The following is a 21,631-nucleotide window of genomic DNA, read 5'->3' as shown; positions in this document are numbered from 1 at the left end:
CCTCAAATGATCCTTCCCATTGCCCGTCGGGGCGCCTCCGGCCGCACGACACGATCCAGCCGCTTTCCGGTCCGCACGATCGGCCTCTTCCTGGCCGCGTTAACGGGACTGACCACGGCTGCGGAGGCGCATGAAACGCAGGAGATTTCCTCGCCTGACGGGCGCATCGTCGTCTCGGTCGCATTGCAGGACGGCGACCTCCTGCCACGCTATTCGATCCGCCAGGACGGTCACGAAATCATGCGACCGTCGGCAGCCGGTTTCCCGCTGGCGGGATCGCCGCAGGGCTGGAGCGAGGCATCCGCAAACCTCACGAAAGGGCGGGATCGCTACGACCTCCCCGCTGCCAAGGTGAGGAGCGTGGACGAGGCGTACAATCAGCTGGAACTCGCGGCCGGTCGGGACGGTGCGGGCAATCGGGTGAAGCTGTACGTCAGAGTCTATGACACCGGAGTGGCCATCCGCGGCATCGTCGAGGCAGAAAGCGGCAATCTGGCGCAGTCGCTGCAGGAGGTGACCGAATTCATGCTCCCGCGCGAGGCCGAATGTCATGGGTCGAACCTGGGCCGTTTCCACACCGCGCACGAGGCCGAGTTCGACCCGGTCCGACCCGACCAGATCCGCCAGCTCAATCTCTTCGATGCCCCCTTCGTGTGCGCGGCTCCCGACGGAACGGGCGCTTTCGCGATCGCGGAGGCCGATGTGCATGATTATCCGCTGATGATGCTCGGCGGGGTCCGAACCGGGGATTCCGGGCTTGCGGTCATGCTCGCCGATCCGCCTGGGGGGCTTCCCAAACCCGTTCGGGGCAATCGGATGGAGACGCCGTGGCGTGTCGTCATGATCGCAGACAATCGCGGCAAGCTGATCGAGAACACGCTCATTACCAGCCTCAACCGTCCGGCGGAGGGCGATTTCGCCTGGGTCAAGCCCGGCAAGTATGCGTGGGACTGGTGGAACGGCCAGACGGTGAGGTCGGTCGAGAATCCCGGCATGAACATGGCCACGATCAAGGCCTTCATCGATTTTGCCGGTGCCAACGGCTTCGAATATATGATGATAGACGATGGCTGGTACCTCAACAGCGGGGCCGGCGGCCGGGTTCTTCCGGGAGCCGACAACCTCACTCCGATCGCCGCCATCGAGATACCAGAGCTGGTCGCATACGCGCGCCAGCAGAATGTCGATCTGATCCTGTGGGTCCATTCCGACATGATCAGGACCAATATGGAGCAGGCGCTGGCACTGTACGCATCGTGGGGGATCAAGGGCATCAAGGTCGATTTCATGGATCGCGACGATGCGGAGATGGTGGAATTCTACAACCGGATCGCCGAAGCCACCGCGCGGCACCGCATCCTGCTCAACATGCACGGCGCCTACCACCCGACCGGACTGATCCGCACATATCCCAACTACATCACGCAAGAGGGCGTCCTAGGTGCGGAGTACAACCGCTGGTCGGTGCGCATCAATGCCCGGCACAATGTGTCGCTGGCATACACCCGGATGCTCACGGGCCCGATGGACTATACTCCGGGGGCATTTCGCAACGTCCCGGACAGCGAATTCAGGATGACCTCGAAGGGGCCGATGGTGCGCTTCACCCGAGGGCAGACTTTGGCCATGTACGTGGTCTACGACAGCCCGTTGCAATCGGTTGCGGACAGCCCCGAAGCCTATGCCGACAAGCCATCGGGTCTCGATTTCATCCGGCTCGTACCGACAGCCTGGGACGAGACCCGCTTTCTGGCGGGCGAGATCGACGAATACGTCGTGATCGCACGGCGCAAGGGACGGGACTGGTATGTCGGAGCGATGACCGATGGCAAGCAACGGACCCTGACCATCCCGCTGACCTTCCTGGACAAGGGCCGGTACGCATCGACCATATGGCAGGACGGCTCGGACATGACTTCGGTTGATACCAAAACCGGCACCGCCGACCGGCAGCAATCCCTGCAGCTGGAGCTGGCACCCTCCGGCGGTGCGGTGGCCGTCCTGCGCGCGCAATGAGCGATTTCAAGTGAACTGGAGTTTGTGATGGACCGACGAACAGCGCGACGCGCGTTTCTGAAGGGATGCACCGCATCGCTTGCATTGGCCGCGGTGGCCGCGTGCAGTCCGGTCGTCGGTGTTGCCGGGGCAGGGACGGGCGGCCTTTCTCCTCTCTCACGCGAGCGGCCGAACATCGTGGTCATCGTCAGCGACGATCACGGTACCGATGCTCTGGGTGCTTACGGCAACACATACGTCCAGACCCCTAATCTCGACGCACTCGCGCGGGACGGGACGAGGTTCACCAGCGCATTTTCGACGGTTTCGAGTTGCAGTCCCAGTCGGGCGGCGATCCTGTCCGGCAAGTTCGTACACGCCAACGGAATGTACGGGCTGAGCCACCTGCCCTACAATTTCTCGTCCTTCCCCGAGATCACCTCGTTTCCGAAGATCCTGTCGGAGTCCGGATATCGTACGGCGCTGATGGGTAAATTCCATGTCGCTCCGCGAACGGTCTATCATTTCGACCGGGAACTGGCGACCGAAGACGAAGTCGAGGCCGGCCTGGGTCGCAGCCCGGTGGAAATGGCCGAGGGTACGCGGGCCTTCATCAACGAGAAGGACGAGCGGCCCTTCCTGCTCTACTTCGCCCCCACGGATCCGCACCGCCTCGGACCGTATACCCTCGGCGAATCCAACCACTTCGGTGCCAAACCCGGCGGCTATCCGGGCGTGACACCGATCGAATACGATCCGCAGAAGGTGACGGTGCCGAGCTTCCTGCCGGATCTGCCGGAAACGCGGCAGGAACTGGCCTGGTATTATCAGGCGGTGAGCCGGATGGACCAGGGCATCGGGCGCCTGATCGCCGAGCTCAAGGCTGCCGGCAAATACGACAATACGCTGATCCTGTATCTGTCGGACAACGGCGTCGCGATGCCGGGGGCGAAGACCAATCTGTATGATCCGGGCATCCGTTTGCCGTTCATCGTCAAGGCTCCCGGCGCGCGACCGGGCGAACCTGCCCGGTCCGATGCACTGGTGAGCTGGGTGGACATTGCTCCGACCGTGATCGACTATGCCGGAATGGATGCGACGCCTTACGGTTTCCAGGGGGCGTCCATTCGTCCCGTCATGGAAGGCGCGGTGGAGCTGCCAGGCCGCGATGCCGTGTTCGGCAGCCATGTCCTGCACGAAATCCATATGTTCTATCCGATGCGGATGATCCGGACGCATCGCTACAAGCTGATCCAGAACTTCGCCTGGCGTCAGCCCTACCCGACCGCGCTCGATCTTGTGCAGTCGAGTACGTGGCAGGCGGCTCTGCGCGACGGGGTGCCGCTGGGGAAAAGGACGATCGCACAATACACGAACCGGCCGGAGTTCGAGCTCTATGACCTTCAGGCCGACCCGGACGAAGTCCGCAATTTGGCCGACGATCCCGCCTATTCCGGTATCCGCCGCGATCTCGTCTCGCGCCTCCATGACTTCATGCGCGAGACCAAGGACCCGTTCGTCATCGAGCTGGGGCCGATCCAATCCGGTTCCTGATCGTCCGTGGTTTCGAGCGATGGTCCGGCGGTCGGCGACGCCATGAGAGGTGACGTCGAGCGGACGGTTTTCGGCCGGTTTGAAAACGGCACGGAGATAGAAAAGTTCGTCCTTTCGGACGGAACCGGGCGGTCGGCGAGCGTGCTGACCTATGGTGCCCGGTTGCATTCGCTCGTGGTCCCAGACCGGGCCGGAGCGCTGGCGAATGTGGTCGGGGGTTACGCCTCGCTCGCCGAATACGAATGCGATCCTCATTACATGGGGGCGACGATCGGCCGGTTCGCCAACCGCCTGCGCGATGGCCGGTTCGAGATCGACGGTGCCGTGCATCGCGCTGCCCCGAACGAAGGGTCCAAGACACTGCATGGCGGCCCGCACGGCTTCGATCGCGCGGTCTGGCGGTTCGTCAGGGCATCGGCTTCACCACATCCGACAGTCGTGCTCGCCCATACGAGCCCGGACGGCGACCAGGGTTTTCCGGGCGAAGTCTGCGTCGAAGTCGCATTCGCGCTTCGGCAAGGGGGCAGGCTCTCGATCGAATATGCCGCGACGACGAACGCTTCGACAATCGTCAACCTGACCCATCACGCCTACTGGAACCTGCACGACGCGGACACGTCCAGCGACGCGTCCGACCACCGGATCATGATTCCCTCCGACCGGTATGTCCCGGTGGACGAAGATATGCTCCCGACAGGTGAGCGGCTCAGCGTCGAGGGCAGCCCGTTCGACTTCCGAACGAAGCGGTGCATCGGTGACGATATCGACGATCCGAACGACAGACAGATCGCGATCGCTCATGGGTATGATCATTCCTGGCTGATCGGGGAGGGCGCGAGAGGTCTCCGCAACGTCGCTCTTCTCGAAAGTTCGCGGACCGGGCGCCGGCTGGAGGTCTGGTCCGACCAGTCGGCCATTCACCTGTATTCGGGCAATTTCCTGGGGGAGGCCGGGGCCGGCAGAAAACCGATGGCGAGCCGCTCGCTGATCGCGCTCGAGGCGCAGAACGTGCCGGATGCGCCGAACCTGCCATGGGCCGAGGATTGCATCCTGCGTCCGGGTGAAACCTATCGCAGCACCATCATCTACCAGCTCGGCGTCGCCCCGGATAATGCCGATTGCGCGGATGCTTCATCCGCGCGATAGCTGACGCGTCGCCGCGACGTGCTCAGGCCGAGTCCGCTTCGAGCCGATCGATAAGCGACAACACGTCGTCGAGAAGGTTGCGCATCATCGTCACTGCCCGATCCGGATCGCCCGCGGCGATAGCCGACAATACGCGCTCGTGATCTTCGATACTGGCCGTACGGCCCGCAACGCGATTGGTGAAGCGGATCGATGTCCGTAGCGCTGTTTCCACGACGTCGCGGAACTGAACGAAGAAGGGATTCCCGCTCGCATTGAGGATGGCGACATGGAATTCGATATCCGATTCCAATGCATCGTCTTCATTCTGCTCGGCTGCTCGCATCCGTTCGAGACCGTTTGCGATCGCGGCGACCTGAACGGGCCGCGCGCGCTGCGCGGCGAGCTTGGCGGCCTGCGGCTCGACCGCGACGCGCAGTTCGTTGAATTGTCGGAGCAGCTGCACGGAGAACTTGCGTTCCAGAAGCCAGCGCAGAACATCCGGATCGAACAGGTTCCAGTCGTCCGGGGGTCGGACGAACGTACCGCGCTTGGGTCGGGCGCTGACCAGACCCTTTGCCGCAAGCATCTTCAGCGCTTCACGCGTGACCGATCGGCTGACGCCATATTTGACGGCGAGATCCGCCTCGGTCGGGAACGGCTGTTCTTCGAACTCCCCCACCACGACCTGTCTGCCAACTTCGTTGAGGAGGCCCAGGGTGAGATTCCCCTCGCGGGCGAAATCGTCGATTTTCTTCACCATAGCCCGGCTCCCGCAGCGCGGGCGAGATGCGGCTCGGGCCCGGAGCACGATAGCCACGCCGCTTCGCCGTTCGGGACAAGGCGAAGGATACGCACAGCCATCGTCGTTAATTGTCGTAGCAATTTCATCTCCCAGCCACCGGATAGCGATCTGTACGTCGGCGACCGCCTTGCGACAGGAGATAGGACGAGTTGCAAAAATTCTGAACCACTAAACTTGACCATGCGCCGAATAATATGAGTTATACGATCAAAATGGTAAGTGGCTCGGGTTACGAAGGCCGCTGCCGAAGCGAGGATTTTTGACCGGGCCGTGCTGGGTCCGGGGTTCTGGGAGAGCGTCGTAGTGACATCCATCCGTACTATCGCCCACGCGCGACTTGACGGCGCAATGCGCCACAATGGCCGTCGCGCGAATATCGACGCGGTTTCTGGAACCGACGCACGACGAGGCTTGAGGTTGTCGGAGGCAGATCCTCGACAGGCCCGACCGTTGAAACCGGTTCACTGGATGCGTTCGTTCGCACTCCTGACACTGGCTGTCCTGTCGGCAGGTGCTGCGCCGTCCTTGGCCGAGTCGCCTCATGCCGACACTGCGCAAACGCCCGGGGACAGCAATCCCGGCGACGTGTTCCGACTGCCGCCCCTGGCGTTTCACGCCAATGGAGGGAAGGTGTACGATCTCGTGCGCGATTTCGGCGCCGTTCCCGATGACGGAAAGGACGATACGGCGGCTTTCCGGGCCGCCTATGATCTGGTGGTGCAGGAAATGGAGGATGGCCCATTCCTTCCGCCGTTCCCGAACGACGGAAACAAGGCGAGCCCTTCGCTGGAACGCGAAAGCGTGATCGTCTACATTCCGAACGGCACCTACGATATCCGGGATACCGCGATCTATTCCGCCAAGGGGGCCCGCGTCTGGGACTACGGCGAGGGCGGCCAGCGCATCGTCAACGAACTCCCGCTCGACCAGGTGCCACCCGGCGCTCAGGAAACGATCGCTCGCCTTCGCCTGATCGGCGAAAGCCGCGACAAGACGATCATCCGCCTCGCCGACAAGGCGAAGGGTTTCGGCGATGCCGCGTCGCCCAAGCCGGTCGTCTCCTTCGGCAAGCACACGATCAACAACAGCGTGGCCTACAACGAAATTCGCAACCTCACCATCGACAGCGGACGAGGCAATCCGGGAGCGATCGGGCTGCGCTTCGGCGGCGCGAACAGCGCTGGCGTCCACAATGTCCGCGTCCGCTCCACCGACGGTGCGGGCGCCATCGGCATCGCCTTCGACATCAATCCGGCCATCCCGCTTGTGACCGACGTCACCGTCGACGGGTTCGATATCGGGGTATGGGCCAAGCAGCGGCTCAACCTCCCTCATCAGGTCGTGCTCGACAGGGTGACGCTCACCAACCAGAAAAAGGCGGGAATGGTCGTGGACGGGCCTGTCGCAACCATCAACCGTCTGCTTGTCCAGAACGCTCCGCTTCCCTTGCGGATCAGGGACGGGAGTTCGCACGTCGTTCTGCTGAACTCGCTCCTGCAAGGGGTGCCGAGCCGATCGATTCCTGCCGTCGACCTGGTCGATGGCTTCATCCTGGCGCGAAATGTCCGCTCTACCGGGATGGGCGCGCTTGTCGCATCCGCTGGGCGGATCCTGGCGGCAGGCGATCATGCGGACGAGTTCGTATCCTCGGGCGATGCGTCGATCCGGGGCCAATCGGGACCTGCGCACACGCTGAATCTTGCAGCGCCAGACCCATCGGCCCGTCCCGGCGATCTTTCCGCCTTTCCGGATCTCGTGAAAGACTGGGCGGCACCTGAAGACTACGATCCGCTTGCCGGCACGCCGGGGCATGATTCCACCGAAGCGGTGCGAAGCGCCTTCGCATCGGGAAAGCCGGTCGTCTATTTTCCGAAGACGTCGTATTATGTCACGTCCACGATCGACGTGCCGGCGTCTGTCCGGAACATCCAGTTCCTCTATTCGCGGTTCGTCAGCGACAGCAACGATCGCAAACGCTCATACCTCCGCATCGCCGAGCGTAGCGATAATCCGCTGGTGATCGAGGACTATCAGGGAGCTTACAATGCGTGGCGTCTGGTCGAACAGGCCGCCTGGCGACCGGTCGTCTTGCAGCACGTCACCGGGCCGATAAATTCCTACGCCAATCTCCTGACGACCGGTCCGTCGGTGCCGCTTTTCTTCAACAGTGTGACCGGCCTCGGGAAAGAGGCCGACCTGCTGGACAATGTCACGCTTTATGGCCGCGCCTTGAACACGGAGTCGAAGGAAGCCATCAACTGGACGGTTCCTCCAGGCTCGCAAGTGTGGGTACTGGGTTTCAAGACCGAAGGGACCGTGCCCGGGTTTCGGATTGAGGAGGGCGGCACGCTCGAAGTGCTGGGGGGAGTAGCCAATCAGTTTGGCCATCATTCCTCGCCGCCGCGTCTGACTTACGGCGATTGTCCTCAGGGTGATCGGAACATCGCCTGTTTCGGCCTCGTCCAGAACATGGGCGGCCGGGTCTCCATGTCGTTCGCCTCGACCCGAACCGGATTGGCCGCGACTGGCGAGCCCGAACTGATCCCGATCATCATCGAGGATGCCGCGAACGATGTCGCCATCGGGCGCGAAGATCTGCCTGTCAGACCGGCCCCGCGCGTGGGAGCGATGGACATCTTCCGCGATTTTCGGGTGCCTCTGTGGTCCAGCGAACCGCCGGGACCCTCGAGCCCGGACCAGCCTGCCGATGGCGACTGACGGGGAATGACGCGGTCCTTGGATCAAGGCGCGTGAACACCCGGTAAGAGCAACCGGCGATCCGCCTCGCCGCGATGACGTCGCCGCATCGAAGATCATCCTGTCGGGCATCTCGACATCGCGGCTGCGCGATGCCCAGCCGTGGAACTCGCCCGTGCCCTTCTGCACACCTTGCAGGAGGCTACGCGGATCGTCGATCCACAGACAGTCCTCGCTGCAACTCGATCGCGGGCCCTCGCGCAATACCCCGAACGCAGTTAAGAAGTTCGGACAGATCGTCCGTGAGCGCATCGTATCGGGCGATAGCCATGCGCGCCAGCGGATCGCGCGTGCGTTCATCAAGCAGGTCCTTGTCGGACCAAGCATCATCATCGAAGGCGAAACCGAAGCACTGGCCCATGGCGCTGCCATGGTTGCACGATCGAATGGGACGGTGCCCATCTTTGACCAAGAGTGGTGCGGTCGAGAAGACTCGAACTTCCACGGGCTTTCGCCCACAACGACCTCAACGTTGCGCGTCTACCAATTCCGCCACGACCGCACATGACCGTGGGGGCGATCCAGGAGGCCCCCGCGTCGGTAGGAGCGCGCCACTAGCAGCGGTACAAGGGGGCCGCAAGCGTTTTGGCGTGCCGATCGCGATCGGCGTCAGCGAAAGCTTCGAGACCATCGCCAGGACGGTCCGAGCCGCTCAGCGCGGGGCCCAGCCCACTTCGGCGATGACGGCGGATTTCGGCACGTCCGTGGTCGCTTCGTTGATCGTCATCGATTCGCCGGGCGCCAGCGAGGCTTTCGGCGGAGTGACTTCCCAACTGAACACCACCCGTTCGCGCCCGTCGCGCAGCACGATCAGGATCGGCGGCACGTTGCGCGTCTCGCGGGCGGTGTTGGTGACGATGATGCGCGCGCCGAAATATTCGGTCCCGTCGGGCAGGGTGCGCCGCTCCTGTTCCTCGACCGGGAATTCCAGCTCCAGATCGGGCTCCGCTACCGCGAAGAGCGGACGGTCCACCGGCATCCAGGACGGAAGGCCGAACGTGTTCGCCGCCACCACCGTGCCCAGCGCCAGCACCGCGAAGATACCCGCCGCCCAGGTCCACAATTTCACGTAATTGCGGCGCGGGCGGAAGGGCGGACTGTAATCGAACTGGCTGACCGTGTCGTCGTAAACGGCGGGGCGCGGCGGCGCGTTCGGCAATTCGCCATAGGGCGGATCGCCTTCGTCGAAACTGGGGCCCGTGGCATAGCGATCTGAGGACAGATCGCGATCGGCATTATCTACGCGGACGTCTTCTTGGACGTCTTCGCGAACGCTATCGCCCTCACGAACGCTATCGTCGGGCTGCGCTTCAGACCCCGCCGCAGGGTGATCGCCCGATGTCGAAGAGCGTGCGGCTGGCGTCGGAGCCGCAGGTCTGGGCGACGGCGTTGGAGATGGCGCGCGAGGCGATGCGGGAGGCGGGGCATCGCCGATGTAAGGCCGCGCTTCCGCCTGGGTCGCGCCTGTTTCGGGCGGGGCTAGGTCCGGACCGTCCTGAAACCAGCTATGCTTGCATTTCGCGCATCGGACCGTGCGTCCCTCCACGCCAATCGCGCTGTCGGGTACGACATAGCGCGTGGCGCAGGCGGGGCATGCAATAATCATGATCGAACAGTCCTAGACCCGTGCGCAAACCGCAACAAGTGTGCCACCGTGAACAGTGGGCCGATGCGGCCTTTTTTCCACACCGATGCGCCGCTATAGCGCGAGGCGGGATGATACGGACGGGCGACTTGGGCGGCACGGGCGGTGTGACGGTGCGATCGATCGGCAGGGGCCGGTCGATGGCCCGATGGTCGATATCGTGACCAGCCCCCTTCCCAAGGGCGAGAACGAGGTCGCGCGCTTCGACAATGTCGGCCTGCGCTACGGCACCGATCGCGAGGTGCTGAGCGATCTGTCCTTCACGCTGTTTCCCGGTCGCTTCTATTTCCTCACCGGGGCGAGCGGGGCGGGCAAGACCTCGCTGCTGAAACTGCTCTACCTCGCCCAGCGCCCCTCGCGCGGGGCGATCCGCATGTTCGGGCGCGACGTCATCACGCAGCCGCGCGCGCAATTGCCTTCGTTCCGGCGGCGTCTGGGTGTGGTGTTCCAGGATTTCCGTCTGATCGAGCACCTCTCCGCTTACGACAATATCGCGATGCCTTTGCGCGTGTCGGGCGTGCGCGAGGAGGATCTGGCGCAGCCTGTCGCGGATATGCTCGACTGGGTCGGCCTCGGCCATCGTGCCGATGCGCGGCCCGCGACGCTGTCGGGCGGCGAGCAGCAGCGCGTCGCGATCGCGCGGGCCGTGATCGGGCGGCCCGACCTGCTGGTGGCGGACGAGCCGACCGGGAACGTAGACCCGGAAATGGCGCTTAAGCTGATCCGCCTGTTCGAAGCACTGAATCGCCTCGGGACGACGGTGGTGGTCGCGACCCACGATGTGCAGCTGCTGAAGAAGGTCCCCGATTCGCTGATCATGCGGCTCGACAAGGGGCATCTGTCCGATCCGACCGGCGCGCTGCGCTTTCCGCCCCGGCGCGAATTATCGGGGGAGGGCGGATGAAGCGGCCGTCCTTCCTGCCCGATGGCCCACCTCCATTCAGGCCCCCTTCCACCATCCCCGTCGCTGCCGCGCGCGCGTTAGAGCGGGGACGGGCGGCGTTTCGCGGACGGGCTGCGTCGCATATCCTTCCTCGTGCTAGGCTCGGCGGGCCGATGCCCTGGGTGATCGCGATCATGGTCGCGCTGACCGTGCTGGCGGCGGGCGGGGCGATCGCCATGGCCAATCTCGCCGCGCAGGCGCGCAGCGACCTGTCGGGCGGCGTCACCATCCAGATCGTCGAAGCCGATCCGGTTCTGCGCGATGCACAGGCGCGCCGCACGCTGGCCGCACTCGACACCCTCGACATCGTCCAGGCCCGGCGGCTCGTGCCCGAGGCGGAGCTCGAAGCGCTGATCGAACCCTGGCTGGGCGGCGGCGTGCGCAGCGAAGCGGTGCCCCTGCCCGCACTGATCGACGTCAATCTGGCAGGCACCGCCGATGCGCGTGCGCTTGCCGAGCTGCGCGCCGCGCTGGGCCCCGTGGCACCCGATGCGCGGGTCGATGCGCAGGCCCAGTGGCTCGGCCCGGTATTCGACGCGATTTCGGCGCTGCGCTGGCTGGCGCTCGGCCTGATCGCGCTGCTCGCCTTCACCAGCGCGGCGGCGGTGTGGCTTGCGGCCAGAAACGCGCTCAACGCCAATCGCGGGACGATCGAGGTGGTGCATCTCTTGGGCGGGACCGACGGCCAGATCGCGCGGATCTTCCAGCGGTCTGCAGTGATCGACGCGGGCCTTGGCGGCGCGGTCGGCCTGGTTCTGGGCGCGGTCGGGCTGAGCGTGCTCGGCGCGCAATTCGCCGCGCTCGAATCCGGCATGGTGGCAGGCGGAGGCCTCGATTTCGGCGATTGGCTGCTGCTCGCGCTGGTCCCGGTGGCGGGGGCGGCGATTGCCTTGCTCACCGCGCGAATGACGGTAATGGCATCGCTGGGAAAAATGCCGTGATCCTTCGCTTCGCCGCCTTCGTCGTTCTCGTCTACGCTCTCGGCTTCATCGGTTTCGCGGTGACGCTGCCGCAGCCGCTCACGCATATGAGAACCGATGCGGTCATCGTGCCGACAGGCGCCAGCGGGCGCATTCCGCGCGGGCTCGAGGTGCTGCGCGATGGCGATGCGGAGCGGATGCTGGTGTCCGGCGTCGATCCCGAGGTCAAACCGGGCGAATTCGCCGCCCAGTTCGACGTGACGGATCGCGAGATGGAATGCTGCGTGACACTGGGCTTCCTCGCGGTGGACACGCGCAGCAATGCGGGCGAAGCGGCCCAGTGGATGCGCGACAACGATGTCGAGACCGTGCGCCTCGTCACCACCGACTGGCATATGCGCCGCGCCGCGTCCGAAATGCGCGGCGCGCTGCCCGAAGGCGTGACGATACTGGAGGATGCGGTGCCGTCCGATCCCGATTTCCGCCAGCTCTTCCTCGAATACAACAAATTGCTGCTGGCGACGGTTTCGCAAGGGTTTTCCCTTTGAAACTGCTGCGCAATTTCGCCTTCTACCTGGTCTTCTACCTCGGCTCGATCGTGGTGACGTCGGCGGCCCTGCTGGCGATCCCATTCGGGCGCGAGGTGTTCCGCCGAAGGGTCAGCGACTGGAGCGGGTTGCAGCGCTGGTGCGTGGTCAACCTCCTGGGCGTCGACCTCAGGATCGAAGGCGCGCCTTTGTCCGAACCCGTCCTTTACGCGGTCAAGCACGAGAGCTTCTTCGAAGCGATCGACGCGCCGACCCTGTTCGACACGCCCGCCGTCTTCGCCAAGCAGGAGCTGTTCGCCATTCCCGGCTGGGGTAAGGCCGCGCTCGCCTATGGCCTCGTGCCCGTCGCGCGCGAGGCGGGGGCATCGACGCTGCGGGCGATGATCCGCGCGGCCAAGGGCGCGGTGGCGGATGGGCGCCCGCTGGTGATCTTCCCCGAAGGCACGCGCGTCCCCCATGGCGAGGTGCGCGCTTTGCAGGCGGGCTTTGCCGGGCTTTACAAGATGATGGGCCTGCCGGTGGTGCCCGTCGCGGTGGATAGCGGCCCGGTCTATCATCACGGCCTCAAGCGGCGCGGCACGATCACCTATCGCTTCGGCGAACCGATCCCGCCCGGCCTGCCGCGCGCCGAGATCGAGGCGCGGGTTCTGGCCGCGATCAACGCGCTGAACCACTCCGCAAGCACTTAACCCGCGGCTTCGGCCTCGCGCCGGAGCACGGCCGCGACCTCGTCCATCTGCGCCTCGGTCCCGATCGTGATGCGCAGCGCATGGGGCAGGTCCTGCCCCGGCAAATGGCGCACCGCATACCCCGCTTCGGCAAGCGCGCCCATCGCGGCTTCGGCGGTGAGCGCGCCTTCGAACAGGACCAGCAGGAAATTCGCCTCGCTCGGCACGATGCTGAGGCCGTGATTGCCGAGCATCGCGATCCGGTCGGCGAAGCGCGCACGCACGGCGCTGTTCGCTTGCCTACTCCTGCGGACGAAAGCTTGATCCTCCAGAGCGGCGAGGGCGGCGCGCTGGCCCCCGCTCGTCACGTTGAAGGCGCCGCGCAGGCGGTTGAGCATGTCGACCAGCGCCGGCGCTCCCGTCGCCCAGCCGACTCGCTCGCCCGCGATCCCATAGGCTTTCGAAAATGTCCGCGTGACCAGCACGTTATTGTGCGCGGCCGCCAGCGCGAGCCCGCCATCGTCGAGGTCCGGCGCGAGATATTCGGCATAGGCCTGATCGACCACCAGCAGGATGTCCGGGCTGAGACCCGCATGGAGCCGCGCGACTTCGCCCGCATCGAGCCAGCTGCCGACCGGATTGTTGGGATTGTCGAGCAGGACCACCCGCGTCCGCTCGGTCACGGCGGCGAGCAGCGCATCGACATCGGCGCCGTACTCCCTCGCCTCCGCCAACACCGGCTCGGCCCCGACCTTGTGGGCGAGCAGGGGATAGAGCGAGAAGGAATAGCGCGAGAACGCAACCTCGTCGCCCGTTCCCGCGAAAGCCTGCACCGCGCCATGCAACAGCTCGCCCGACCCGGTTCCGCACACGATCCGCGCCGGATCGATCCCGTGAAGCGCCCCGATCGCCGCGCGCAGTTCCTTCGCATCGGGATCGGGATAGAGGGCGGGCGAATGGGCCGCGGCCAGCGCGTCGATCACCGTGGGGCTGCACCCCAGCGGGTTCTCGTTGGCGGACAGTTTGACGAGTTCGCGCCCGTCGGCGGATTTCGCCTTGCCGGGGACATAGGGATGGATCGCGTCGATCCAGGCTTTGGGTGTGGGGCGATCGGCCATGATGCGCTTCGCCATAAAGGAAAGCAGGCCTTCGACAAGCTCGGGCGGAACGGTTAGAGGCGGTGCGCGCCAACCCGCCAAGAAAAGACCCGCGTGACCTTCGAACCCCAAAGCCTGACTCTGCCGGACCCCCTGCCGCTCGACGGCGGCGGGATGCTGGCCGATGCGCGGATCGCTTATGAGACCTATGGCGAGCTGGCGCCCGACCGCTCCAACGCGATCCTTTTGTGCCATGCGCTGACCGGGGACCAGTATGTCGCCAGCACCCACCCGCTGACGGGCAAGCCCGGCTGGTGGGAACGGATGGTGGGGCCGGGCCTGCCGATCGATACCGACCGCTATCACGTGATCTGCGCGAACGTCATCGGCAGCTGCCTCGGCTCGAGCGGACCGGCCAGCATCGCGCCCGACGGGGCGCCTTATGCGATGCGCTTTCCCGTCATCACCATACGCGACATGGTGCGTGGCCTCGTCGGCCTGCTCGATGCGCTGGGCATCGAACGGTTGCACGCAGTGGTCGGCGGATCGATGGGTGGGATGCAGGCGCTGAGCCTTGCCGCCAACTGGCCCGAGCGGGCCCAGCGCGTGCTCGTGATCGCATCGACCAGCCGCCATTCGGCGCAGAACATCGCGTTCCACGAGCTGGGCCGTCAGGCGATCATGGCCGATCCCAACTGGCGCCAGGGCGAGTATTACGGGTCCGACACGCCCGACAATGGGCTGGCCGTGGCGCGCATGGCGGCGCATATCACCTATCTGTCGGAAGACGGGCTGACCGCGAAATTCGGGCGCAATCTTCAGGACCGGCCCGAAAAGAGCTTCGGCTTCGATGCCGATTTCCAGGTCGAAAGCTATCTGCGCTATCAGGGCAGCGGCTTCACGCGGCGGTTCGATGCGAACAGCTATCTCTATATCACCCGCGCGATGGATTATTTCGATCTGGCGGAGGAACATGGCGGGTCGCTGGCGCAGGCGTTTGCGGGCAACCCGGCGCGGTTCTGCCTCGTCAGCTTCGATAGCGACTGGCTCTATCCGACGGCGGAAAGCCGCCATATCGTCCACGCGCTGAACGCGGCGGGTGCGCCGGTCAGCTTCGTCGAACTGTCCGCCCCGTTCGGGCATGACAGCTTCCTTCTGGACGTGCCGGCGCTGGATCGGGTGGTGAAGGGCTTCGTCGAATGAAATTGCGTCCCGATCTTGCGGCCATTGCCAGGCAGGTCGCGCCGGGAAGCCGTGTGCTCGACATCGGCTGCGGAGACGGCGCGCTGATGCTGGCGCTGCGCGACAAGGGGTGCGACGTGCGCGGGATCGAGATCGACGGGGCCTGTGTCGAACGTTGCGTGGCGCACGGGCTCAGTGTGGTGCAGGGCGATGCCGACCGCGACCTCGCCGATTATCCCGATGCGAGCTTCGATTATGCGGTCCTCAGCCAGACATTGCAGACCGCGGCGCGGCCCGACCGGATGCTGGAACAATTATTGCGCGTCGGCACGCGGGCCTTCGTCAGCTTCCCCAATTTCGCCCATTGGCGCACCCGCGCCGCGCTGATGTTCGGCGGGCGGATGCCGGTGACGCGGGCGCTGCCGGTGACGTGGTACGAGACGGCGAACATCCACCACGTGACGGTGGCCGATTTCCGCGATCTGGCGCGCGCGAAGGGTGCCCGGATCGAGGGCGAATGGTTCTTTTCGGGCGAGCGACCGATCGGCGGCGTGGGCGCCAATCTGCGCGCGGAATTTGCGGTGTTCGAACTCGCCTGAGGGCGCCTACATATGCCGTTCGACCGCCTGGAACAGGCGCTTGCGCTGGCGGCGGCCGCGGATCTGTTCGGTCCTGAGGCTGGTCGGCTGGACGCGCGTGCCGCTGGGCGATTCCCACCGGAACTGGAAGCTGCGCCGCGCCCCCACGGGCAGGGATTCGGGTGCGTAGAAGGCGACCACGATCAGATCGAGCTGGGCCACGTCTTCACGCGCCAGCCCGGCAGCCTCGTCATCGCGCAGCATGACCTCGAGAATATCGTCGAAATGGCCGATATCGAGATATTGCCCGGTCGAGAGGCTGCCCTGCCGCATGGTCGAGCGCGGATCGGCGCCGAGATCCTCGGGCAGTTCGCGAAGATCGGTCAGCGCGATCTCGATCTGCTTCCCGCCCGCATGGAGGATACCGATCAGGCTGGTGACGTAGAGCGACTGGCTGCTCATATTCGTGACCAGGCACCGGCTGCGCATCCCTCGTCCGGCGGCGCGGGTTATCAGGATGGAGGAGCGACGCGAGGCGCGAACCTGCACCAGCAGGACCTGGAGATAGACCACCCAGACGACCAGCATCGCCATGCTGAGGAGGACGCTGATGATCCCCTGATTGGTGCGGAGAAATTCGAACATCGTATCGATCGGGCGGCCTAGCCGCGTAGGCGCTCGCCATGCCAGGCGACATGCTCGCCAAGGAAGGTGGAGATGAAATAATAGGAGTGGTCGTATCCCTCCTGCATTCGGATCACCGGCTCCATCCCGGCCTTCGCGCAGGCCATCGCCAGCGCGCCCGTCTTGAGCTGGTCTTCGAGGAAATCGTCCGCCGTGCCCTGATCGACCAGAATGTGGTCGTGCCGCGCGCCGTCCTCGATCAGGGCGACCGCGTCGTATTCGCGCCACGAATCCCGATTGTCGCCGAGATAGCGGCCCAGCGCCTTTTCCCCCCACGCCACGCGGCTCGGCGCGACGATGGGAGAGAATGCGCTGATCGAGCGGAAGCGGTTCGGATTGCGCAATCCGATCGTCAGCGCGCCGTGGCCGCCCATGGAATGGCCGGTGATCGCCTGGCGCTGCATATCGACCGGAAATTCCGCCGCGATCAGATCGGGCAGTTCCCGCTCGATATAGCTGCGCATCCGGTAAGTCTTCGCCCAAGGCTCTTCGGTCGCATCGACATAGAAGCCCGCACCCTTGCCGAAATCGTATTCGCCCTCCGCATCGGGCACGTCGTCCCCGCGCGGGCTCGTATCCGGCGCGACGAAGACGATGCCGTGCCCCGCGCAGGCCGCGCGATATTCGCCCTTCTCGGTGACGTTGGCGTGGGTGCAGGTCAGGCCCGAAAGATACCACAGCACCGGCAGCTTCGCGCCAGTCTCGTGAGGGGGCACAAAGACCGAGAATGTCATCTCGGTCCCCGTTTCCTGCGAAGCGTGCGAATAGACGCCCTGCACGCCCCCGTGCGAGCGATTTTGGCTCAGAATTTCCATCAAGCTCAGGCCTCGCGGTGGATGCCGCAAATCTTGTGCCCGTCGAGATCGCGGAAATAGGACAGGTGCATAATGCCCAGCTGTCCGGCATCGCGCGGTCCGGGAGGGCCTTCGATGCTGGTCGCGCCGTTTGCGACCGCCACATCGTGCAATTCCTTCACCTGCTCGGGCGAATTGCACTTGAAGCCGATGGTCATCCCGTTGGCACAGGTCGCCGCCTCGCCGTCGATCGGCTGGGTTAGCATGAAGGTGTTGCCGTCATGAATGAAGATCGCGCGCTGGTGGCCGCTGGCGCTGGTGTTGTCGATCGCACCCCGCCCACCGAGCACGGCGAGGACCTTTTCGTAGAACGCCTTCGACTTCTCGATGTCGTTGGTGCCGATCATGATGTGATTGAACATAAAGTCTCTCCTCTTGAGCTTGTGAATCAGGCATCGACCGCGACGGTGGCGGTTTCGTGATCGCCGGTATTGGGCGATCCGGCGGGGTCCAGCATAAGCAGCTTGACCTCGCCGCGCGCGGCGACCGGGCGGTGTTCCGCGCCCTTTTCGATCAGCAGTAACTCGCCCGGCTCCAGCGTCTCCGTCCGGTCACGGAATTCGACGTCGAGCGTGCCTTCGAGGCACAGGAACACTTCGTCGTGATCGTGCGCATGCCAGTGAAATTCTCCGTCGAGCCGCGCGATGCGGACCTCGTGCCCTTCATAGCGAGCGACGATGCGCGGCGCCCAGGTCTCGCTGAAACCCGCGAACTTGTCCGCCAGCGAAACCTTGGCTCCCATCAGTCGAACACCACGACGCTGCGGATGCTTTCGCCCGCATGCATCAGATCGAAGCCCTTGTTGATCTCTTCCAGTTTCAGGACATGGGTAATCATCGGATCGATCTGGATCTTGCCGTCCATATACCAGTCCACGATCTTGGGCACGTCGGTCCGGCCCTTGGCGCCGCCGAACGCGGTGCCGCGCCAGTTGCGGCCCGTTACCAGCTGGAAGGGCCGGGTCTCGATCGTCTTGCCCGCTTCGGCCACGCCGATCACGATGCTGGTACCCCAGCCTTTGTGGCAGCATTCGAGCGCCTGTCGCATGACATTGGTGTTCCCGGTGCAGTCGAAGCTGTAATCCGCCCCGCCGTCGAGCATGGCGACGAGCGTGCCGACCACGTCGTCGACCTCCTTGGGATTGACGAAATCGGTCATCCCGAAATGTTCGCCCCAGGTCTTCTTGTCGTTGTTGATGTCGACGCCCACGATCCGGTCGGCGCCCGCCATCTTGGCGCCCTGGATCACGTTCAGCCCGATGCCGCCCAGTCCGAACACGACGACATTGTCGCCCGGCTTGACCTGCGCCGTGTTGACCACCGCACCGACGCCCGTCGTCACCCCGCAGCCGACATAGCAGGCGGTGTGGAAGGGCGCGTCCTCGCGAATCTTGGCGACCGCGATTTCAGGGAGGACGGTGAAGTTCGAAAAGGTCGAACAGCCCATATAGTGATAGATCGGCTTGCCGTTATAGCTGAAGCGCGTCGTCCCGTCGGGCATCAGGCCCTTGCCCTGCGTTTCGCGGATGGCGCTGCAAAGATTGGTCTTGCCGCTGAGGCACATTTTGCACTGGCGGCATTCGGGCGTGTAGAGCGGGATGACGTGATCGCCCGGCACCACGCTGGTGACGCCCGCACCCACTTCGCGCACGATGCCTGCGCCCTCATGGCCAAGCACGCTGGGGAACAGCCCTTCGCTGTCCAACCCGTCCAGCGTATAGGCGTCGGTGTGGCAGATGCCGGTCGCCATGATCTCGATCAGGACCTCGCCGGCCTTCGGCCCTTCGAGATCGAGTTCGACGATTTCGAGCGGTTGCTTGGCTTCGAAGGCGACGGCGGCGCGGGTTTTCATGAGCGTGGGATCTCCTGTTTCGCCCCGGACCTAGGCGGGATGGCGGCCGGGGGCAATGGAGGCCCGCATCGCCGCGCCGCTTGTCGTTGGCGGTTCATCGTGCGGCGGGTAGGGGAGAGGCATGACATCGCTTCTCGCTTCCGCCGCCGCCGCATCGCTCCTCTTCGCCGCGCAGAGTTCGCCCCAGCCATCTCCGCAGCAGGCCCCGCCAATGCCGCAGATCTCGCTTCAGCAGAAGACCGGGCTGCGCTGCGGCGTCGCCTTTGCGATCACCGCACAGGGGCAGCAGGCGGGCGATCCGGCCGCGCTCGCTTTTCCGGCGATGGACCCGCGCGGGAAGGAATTCTTCGTGCGCTTCATGGCCGGGTTGATGGAAGACCCGCGTTTCTCGCGCGATTACGTGACCGGCCTCGCGATGCGCGAAACGCAGGAGCTGGTGCGCGGCGGCCCGGATGCGCTGGCCGCGGTGATGCCGGCCTGCCTCCAATTGCTGGACCTGTCCGGCGTCTGACGGGCGCGTCAGCATGGGTTCACCCCTTCGCGCGTAGCAGGGGCGATCCACCAAACCATCGAGATCATCGTCATGCGCAAGATTCTGTTCTCCCTGCCGTTTTTCGTTCTCGCCGCGCCGTTGGCCGCGCAGACCGATGGCCAGACAAACGGTGCGATAGTCCTGCCGGATTTCGATGCGCCTACCCCGCCTGCCGAAGCCGCGTTGGGCGGCCTGGCCGAGCGATTGTCCGATCCCGCCACGCAGGACGAGATCGCGGCGACGGTGTCCGTCCTGTCGGAAATCCTCCTCGACCTTCCGCTCGCCCCGCTGATCGAGCCGCTGGCCGAAGCCACCGCCGATGTCGCGGACCTGCCGCGCCGTCCGGTCGACCCCGATCTGACGCTGCGCAGGATGAGCCCGCGCGCGGGCGAGGTGGCGCAGCGCATGGCGCGCGATCTGCCGCGCACGATGGACCGGATGGCCGATGCCAGCGATGGGATCGCCGCGCTGATCCCGGCCCTTCGCGATGCCTTTCTCCAGATCGAGGAACGGGTCGAAGGCAGCCTGCCGCGCGAATAGCCCAAAGAATTTTCGGCTGCCCCCGCTCTGCTGTGGATTAACGCGCGCGGTTGCGGCAAGGCGGGTGCGCCATGTGGACGCTCCACCAATTCCCCCTCTGCCCGTTCAGCCGCAAGGTTCGCATCCTGCTCGGCGAGAAATCCATCGCCTACGATCTGGTGCAACGCCGCCCGTGGGACGAGGGCGACGATCTGTGGCGCCTGAACGATGCGGGCCGCGTGCCCGTGCTGGAGGACAAGGCGCGCAACATCGCCCTGTGCGATAGCCGGGCGATCTGCGAATATCTCGAAGAGACGGTGGAGCGATCGCCCATGCTGGCGGGCAGCGCGCTGGCGCGGGCCGAGACGCGGCGGCTGGTCGCCCTGTTCGAGGAGAATTTCCACGCCGACGTGGTCGCGCCGCTGCTGCATGAGAAGATGACCAAGCGCCTCGTGCTGCGCCAGCCGCCCGACGGACGCGTGCTGCGCGAAGCGATGAAGCGCGCGCACGGCCATCTCGATTATATCGACTGGCTGGTGGACAATCGCAGCTGGCTGGCCGGCTCGACGATGAGCCTGGCGGACCTCGCCGCCGCCGCGCAGGTCTCGGTCGCGGATTATCTCGGCGGGATCGACTGGCGCGGCCACGATCAGGCGCGCGGCTGGTACGCCGTGTTCAAGAGCCGCCCGAGCTTCCGGCCCCTGCTCGCCGAGAAAATGGAGGGGATACATCCACCCTCGCATTATGCGATGGTGGATGGGTGAATTTGTGAGCGAACCGGCCTCCGCCGGTTCCTCCTCGGCGCTGTTCCTCCCTTCGGTCGGGCGCCTGCGGGCGCGCGGTCGCGCTTGCGGTCCGCTGGTCGCGGACCGTTTTGGGGATTGTCGGTGCTGCGGAAACCGAGGGCTTTCTCGTCGGTTATAGGGGCAAGGAGCACCTTCTTCATGACCGACAAACTCACCCTCACCGACGCCGAATGGCGCGAGAAGCTTTCGCCCGAGCAGTATCACATCTTGCGCGAGGCGGGGACGGAGCGGGCCTTCACCGGCAAATACGAGAAGAACAAGCAGGCAGGCGAATATCACTGCGCCGCCTGTGGCCAGCTCGTCTTCGAAAGCGAGGACAAATACGACAGCGGCTCGGGCTGGCCCAGCTTCACCGCGCCCGCCGATGGCGATGCGGTCGAGGAGCATACCGACACCAGTCTGGGAATGCGCCGCACCGAAGTGATCTGCGCCAAGTGCGAGAGCCATCTCGGCCATGTCTTCCCTGACGGACCGGGACCGGATGGCCTGCGTTATTGCATCAACAGCGCCTCGCTGGAATTCGAGCCCGAGGACTGATCTTTCCGCACATATGTGCGCCGAAAGATAG

General features: G+C 64.9%; 22 protein-coding genes and 1 tRNA gene. 14 read left to right on the top strand and 9 right to left on the bottom strand.

What is annotated here, in order from left to right; genetic code table 11:
- Nucleotides 1-6: 6 nt before the first annotated feature.
- The 3 genes from GRI47_RS10545 to GRI47_RS10535 are packed head-to-tail and all read left to right on the top strand — an operon-like array spanning nucleotide 7 to nucleotide 4,695.
- Nucleotides 7-2,016, top strand: coding sequence for a glycoside hydrolase family 97 protein (locus tag GRI47_RS10545; protein ID WP_160661183.1), 2,010 nt, complete (start codon nucleotides 7-9; stop codon nucleotides 2,014-2,016).
- 27 nt (nucleotides 2,017-2,043) lie between these two features.
- Nucleotides 2,044-3,549, top strand: a complete 1,506-nt coding sequence (locus tag GRI47_RS10540; RefSeq protein WP_160661182.1) for a sulfatase family protein — start codon at nucleotides 2,044-2,046, stop codon at nucleotides 3,547-3,549.
- Nucleotides 3,550-3,591: 42 nt separating this feature from the next.
- Nucleotides 3,592-4,695 (top strand): aldose epimerase family protein, encoded by a 1,104-nt coding sequence (locus GRI47_RS10535; protein ID WP_160661181.1) that lies wholly within the window; start codon nucleotides 3,592-3,594, stop codon nucleotides 4,693-4,695.
- 22 nt (nucleotides 4,696-4,717) lie between these two features.
- Here the strand turns inward: GRI47_RS10535 and GRI47_RS10530 are convergent, their stop codons facing one another.
- Entirely contained in the window at nucleotides 4,718-5,437 is a 720-nt protein-coding gene (locus GRI47_RS10530; protein ID WP_160661180.1) for a FadR/GntR family transcriptional regulator, read from the bottom strand.
- A 567-nt stretch (nucleotides 5,438-6,004) separates the two neighbouring features.
- Here GRI47_RS10530 and GRI47_RS10525 point away from each other — a divergent pair.
- A complete protein-coding gene (locus tag GRI47_RS10525; RefSeq protein WP_160661179.1) occupies nucleotides 6,005-8,197 on the top strand; it encodes a glycosyl hydrolase family 28-related protein in 2,193 nt (730 codons plus the stop codon).
- Nucleotides 8,198-8,651: 454 nt separating this feature from the next.
- Here GRI47_RS10525 and GRI47_RS10520 read toward each other — a convergent pair.
- A tRNA-Leu gene (locus GRI47_RS10520) sits at nucleotides 8,652-8,738 on the bottom strand.
- A 150-nt stretch (nucleotides 8,739-8,888) separates the two neighbouring features.
- On the bottom strand, nucleotides 8,889-9,842 hold the full coding sequence (locus tag GRI47_RS10515; protein ID WP_160661178.1) for a zinc-ribbon domain-containing protein: 954 nt from the start codon (nucleotides 9,840-9,842) through the stop codon (nucleotides 8,889-8,891).
- 187 nt (nucleotides 9,843-10,029) lie between these two features.
- On the opposite strand from GRI47_RS10515, the gene ftsE reads away from it, so the two are divergent.
- The 4 genes from ftsE (at nucleotide 10,030) to GRI47_RS10495 (ending at nucleotide 12,981) form a co-directional block, all read left to right on the top strand.
- Entirely contained in the window at nucleotides 10,030-10,785 is a 756-nt protein-coding gene (gene ftsE / locus GRI47_RS10510; protein WP_160661420.1) for a cell division ATP-binding protein FtsE, read from the top strand.
- Between the two features lie 152 nt (nucleotides 10,786-10,937).
- Nucleotides 10,938-11,765 carry a cell division protein FtsX gene (locus GRI47_RS10505; RefSeq protein ID WP_237452673.1) on the top strand — a complete coding sequence of 276 codons (828 nt, stop codon included), beginning with the start codon at nucleotides 10,938-10,940 and terminating at the stop codon, nucleotides 11,763-11,765.
- Nucleotides 11,762-12,292 (top strand): ElyC/SanA/YdcF family protein, encoded by a 531-nt coding sequence (locus GRI47_RS10500; RefSeq protein ID WP_160661177.1) that lies wholly within the window; start codon nucleotides 11,762-11,764, stop codon nucleotides 12,290-12,292. Before GRI47_RS10505 ends, GRI47_RS10500 begins: the two co-directional genes overlap by 4 nt.
- Nucleotides 12,289-12,981, top strand: a complete 693-nt coding sequence (locus tag GRI47_RS10495; protein ID WP_160661176.1) for a lysophospholipid acyltransferase family protein — start codon at nucleotides 12,289-12,291, stop codon at nucleotides 12,979-12,981. The genes GRI47_RS10500 and GRI47_RS10495 overlap by 4 nt, the downstream gene beginning before the upstream one ends.
- Here GRI47_RS10495 and GRI47_RS10490 read toward each other — a convergent pair.
- Entirely contained in the window at nucleotides 12,978-14,093 is a 1,116-nt protein-coding gene (locus GRI47_RS10490; RefSeq protein ID WP_237452672.1) for a pyridoxal phosphate-dependent aminotransferase, read from the bottom strand. The two genes, GRI47_RS10495 and GRI47_RS10490, sit on opposite strands and share 4 nt — an antisense overlap.
- 78 nt (nucleotides 14,094-14,171) lie before the next feature.
- On the opposite strand from GRI47_RS10490, the gene metX reads away from it, so the two are divergent.
- On the top strand, nucleotides 14,172-15,260 hold the full coding sequence (gene metX / locus GRI47_RS10485) for a homoserine O-acetyltransferase MetX (protein ID WP_160661175.1): 1,089 nt from the start codon (nucleotides 14,172-14,174) through the stop codon (nucleotides 15,258-15,260).
- The gene (metW, locus tag GRI47_RS10480) at nucleotides 15,257-15,838 is read left to right on the top strand and encodes a methionine biosynthesis protein MetW (protein WP_160661174.1); all 582 of its coding nucleotides are present in this window, start codon (nucleotides 15,257-15,259) and stop codon (nucleotides 15,836-15,838) included. Before metX ends, metW begins: the two co-directional genes overlap by 4 nt.
- 6 nt (nucleotides 15,839-15,844) lie before the next feature.
- Here the strand turns inward: metW and GRI47_RS10475 are convergent, their stop codons facing one another.
- From GRI47_RS10475 to GRI47_RS10455, 5 genes are read right to left on the bottom strand one after another with little or no spacing between them, the layout of a single operon-like run.
- Complete coding sequence (locus tag GRI47_RS10475) at nucleotides 15,845-16,462, bottom strand: hypothetical protein (RefSeq protein WP_202387235.1); 618 nt, start codon at nucleotides 16,460-16,462, stop codon at nucleotides 15,845-15,847.
- Nucleotides 16,463-16,479: 17 nt separating this feature from the next.
- The gene (gene fghA / locus GRI47_RS10470) at nucleotides 16,480-17,316 is read right to left on the bottom strand and encodes an S-formylglutathione hydrolase (RefSeq protein ID WP_160661173.1); all 837 of its coding nucleotides are present in this window, start codon (nucleotides 17,314-17,316) and stop codon (nucleotides 16,480-16,482) included.
- Between the two features lie 5 nt (nucleotides 17,317-17,321).
- On the bottom strand, nucleotides 17,322-17,717 hold the full coding sequence (locus tag GRI47_RS10465) for a VOC family protein (RefSeq protein WP_160661172.1): 396 nt from the start codon (nucleotides 17,715-17,717) through the stop codon (nucleotides 17,322-17,324).
- A 26-nt stretch (nucleotides 17,718-17,743) separates the two neighbouring features.
- Entirely contained in the window at nucleotides 17,744-18,097 is a 354-nt protein-coding gene (locus GRI47_RS10460) for a cupin domain-containing protein (RefSeq protein WP_160661171.1), read from the bottom strand.
- Nucleotides 18,097-19,206, bottom strand: coding sequence for an S-(hydroxymethyl)glutathione dehydrogenase/class III alcohol dehydrogenase (locus tag GRI47_RS10455; RefSeq protein WP_160661170.1), 1,110 nt, complete (start codon nucleotides 19,204-19,206; stop codon nucleotides 18,097-18,099). Before GRI47_RS10455 ends, GRI47_RS10460 begins: the two co-directional genes overlap by 1 nt.
- A gap of 121 nt (nucleotides 19,207-19,327) precedes the next feature.
- Here GRI47_RS10455 and GRI47_RS10450 point away from each other — a divergent pair, with 121 nt between their 5' ends.
- The 4 genes from GRI47_RS10450 (at nucleotide 19,328) to msrB (ending at nucleotide 21,600) form a co-directional block, all read left to right on the top strand.
- Entirely contained in the window at nucleotides 19,328-19,717 is a 390-nt protein-coding gene (locus GRI47_RS10450) for a hypothetical protein (protein WP_160661169.1), read from the top strand.
- A 72-nt stretch (nucleotides 19,718-19,789) separates the two neighbouring features.
- Nucleotides 19,790-20,278, top strand: a complete 489-nt coding sequence (locus GRI47_RS10445; protein WP_160661168.1) for a hypothetical protein — start codon at nucleotides 19,790-19,792, stop codon at nucleotides 20,276-20,278.
- Between the two features lie 71 nt (nucleotides 20,279-20,349).
- Nucleotides 20,350-21,021 (top strand): glutathione S-transferase family protein, encoded by a 672-nt coding sequence (locus GRI47_RS10440; protein ID WP_160661167.1) that lies wholly within the window; start codon nucleotides 20,350-20,352, stop codon nucleotides 21,019-21,021.
- 180 nt (nucleotides 21,022-21,201) lie between these two features.
- Complete coding sequence (gene msrB, locus GRI47_RS10435) at nucleotides 21,202-21,600, top strand: peptide-methionine (R)-S-oxide reductase MsrB (protein WP_160661166.1); 399 nt, start codon at nucleotides 21,202-21,204, stop codon at nucleotides 21,598-21,600.
- The last annotated feature ends 31 nt before the right edge of the window (nucleotides 21,601-21,631 follow it).

Source organism: Qipengyuania pelagi (assembly GCF_009827295.1).
Classification (GTDB): Bacteria; Pseudomonadota; Alphaproteobacteria; order Sphingomonadales; family Sphingomonadaceae; genus Qipengyuania; species Qipengyuania pelagi.
The sequence above is the reverse complement of the archived record's forward strand: the minus strand, read 5'-3'. Positions and strand labels throughout refer to the sequence as shown.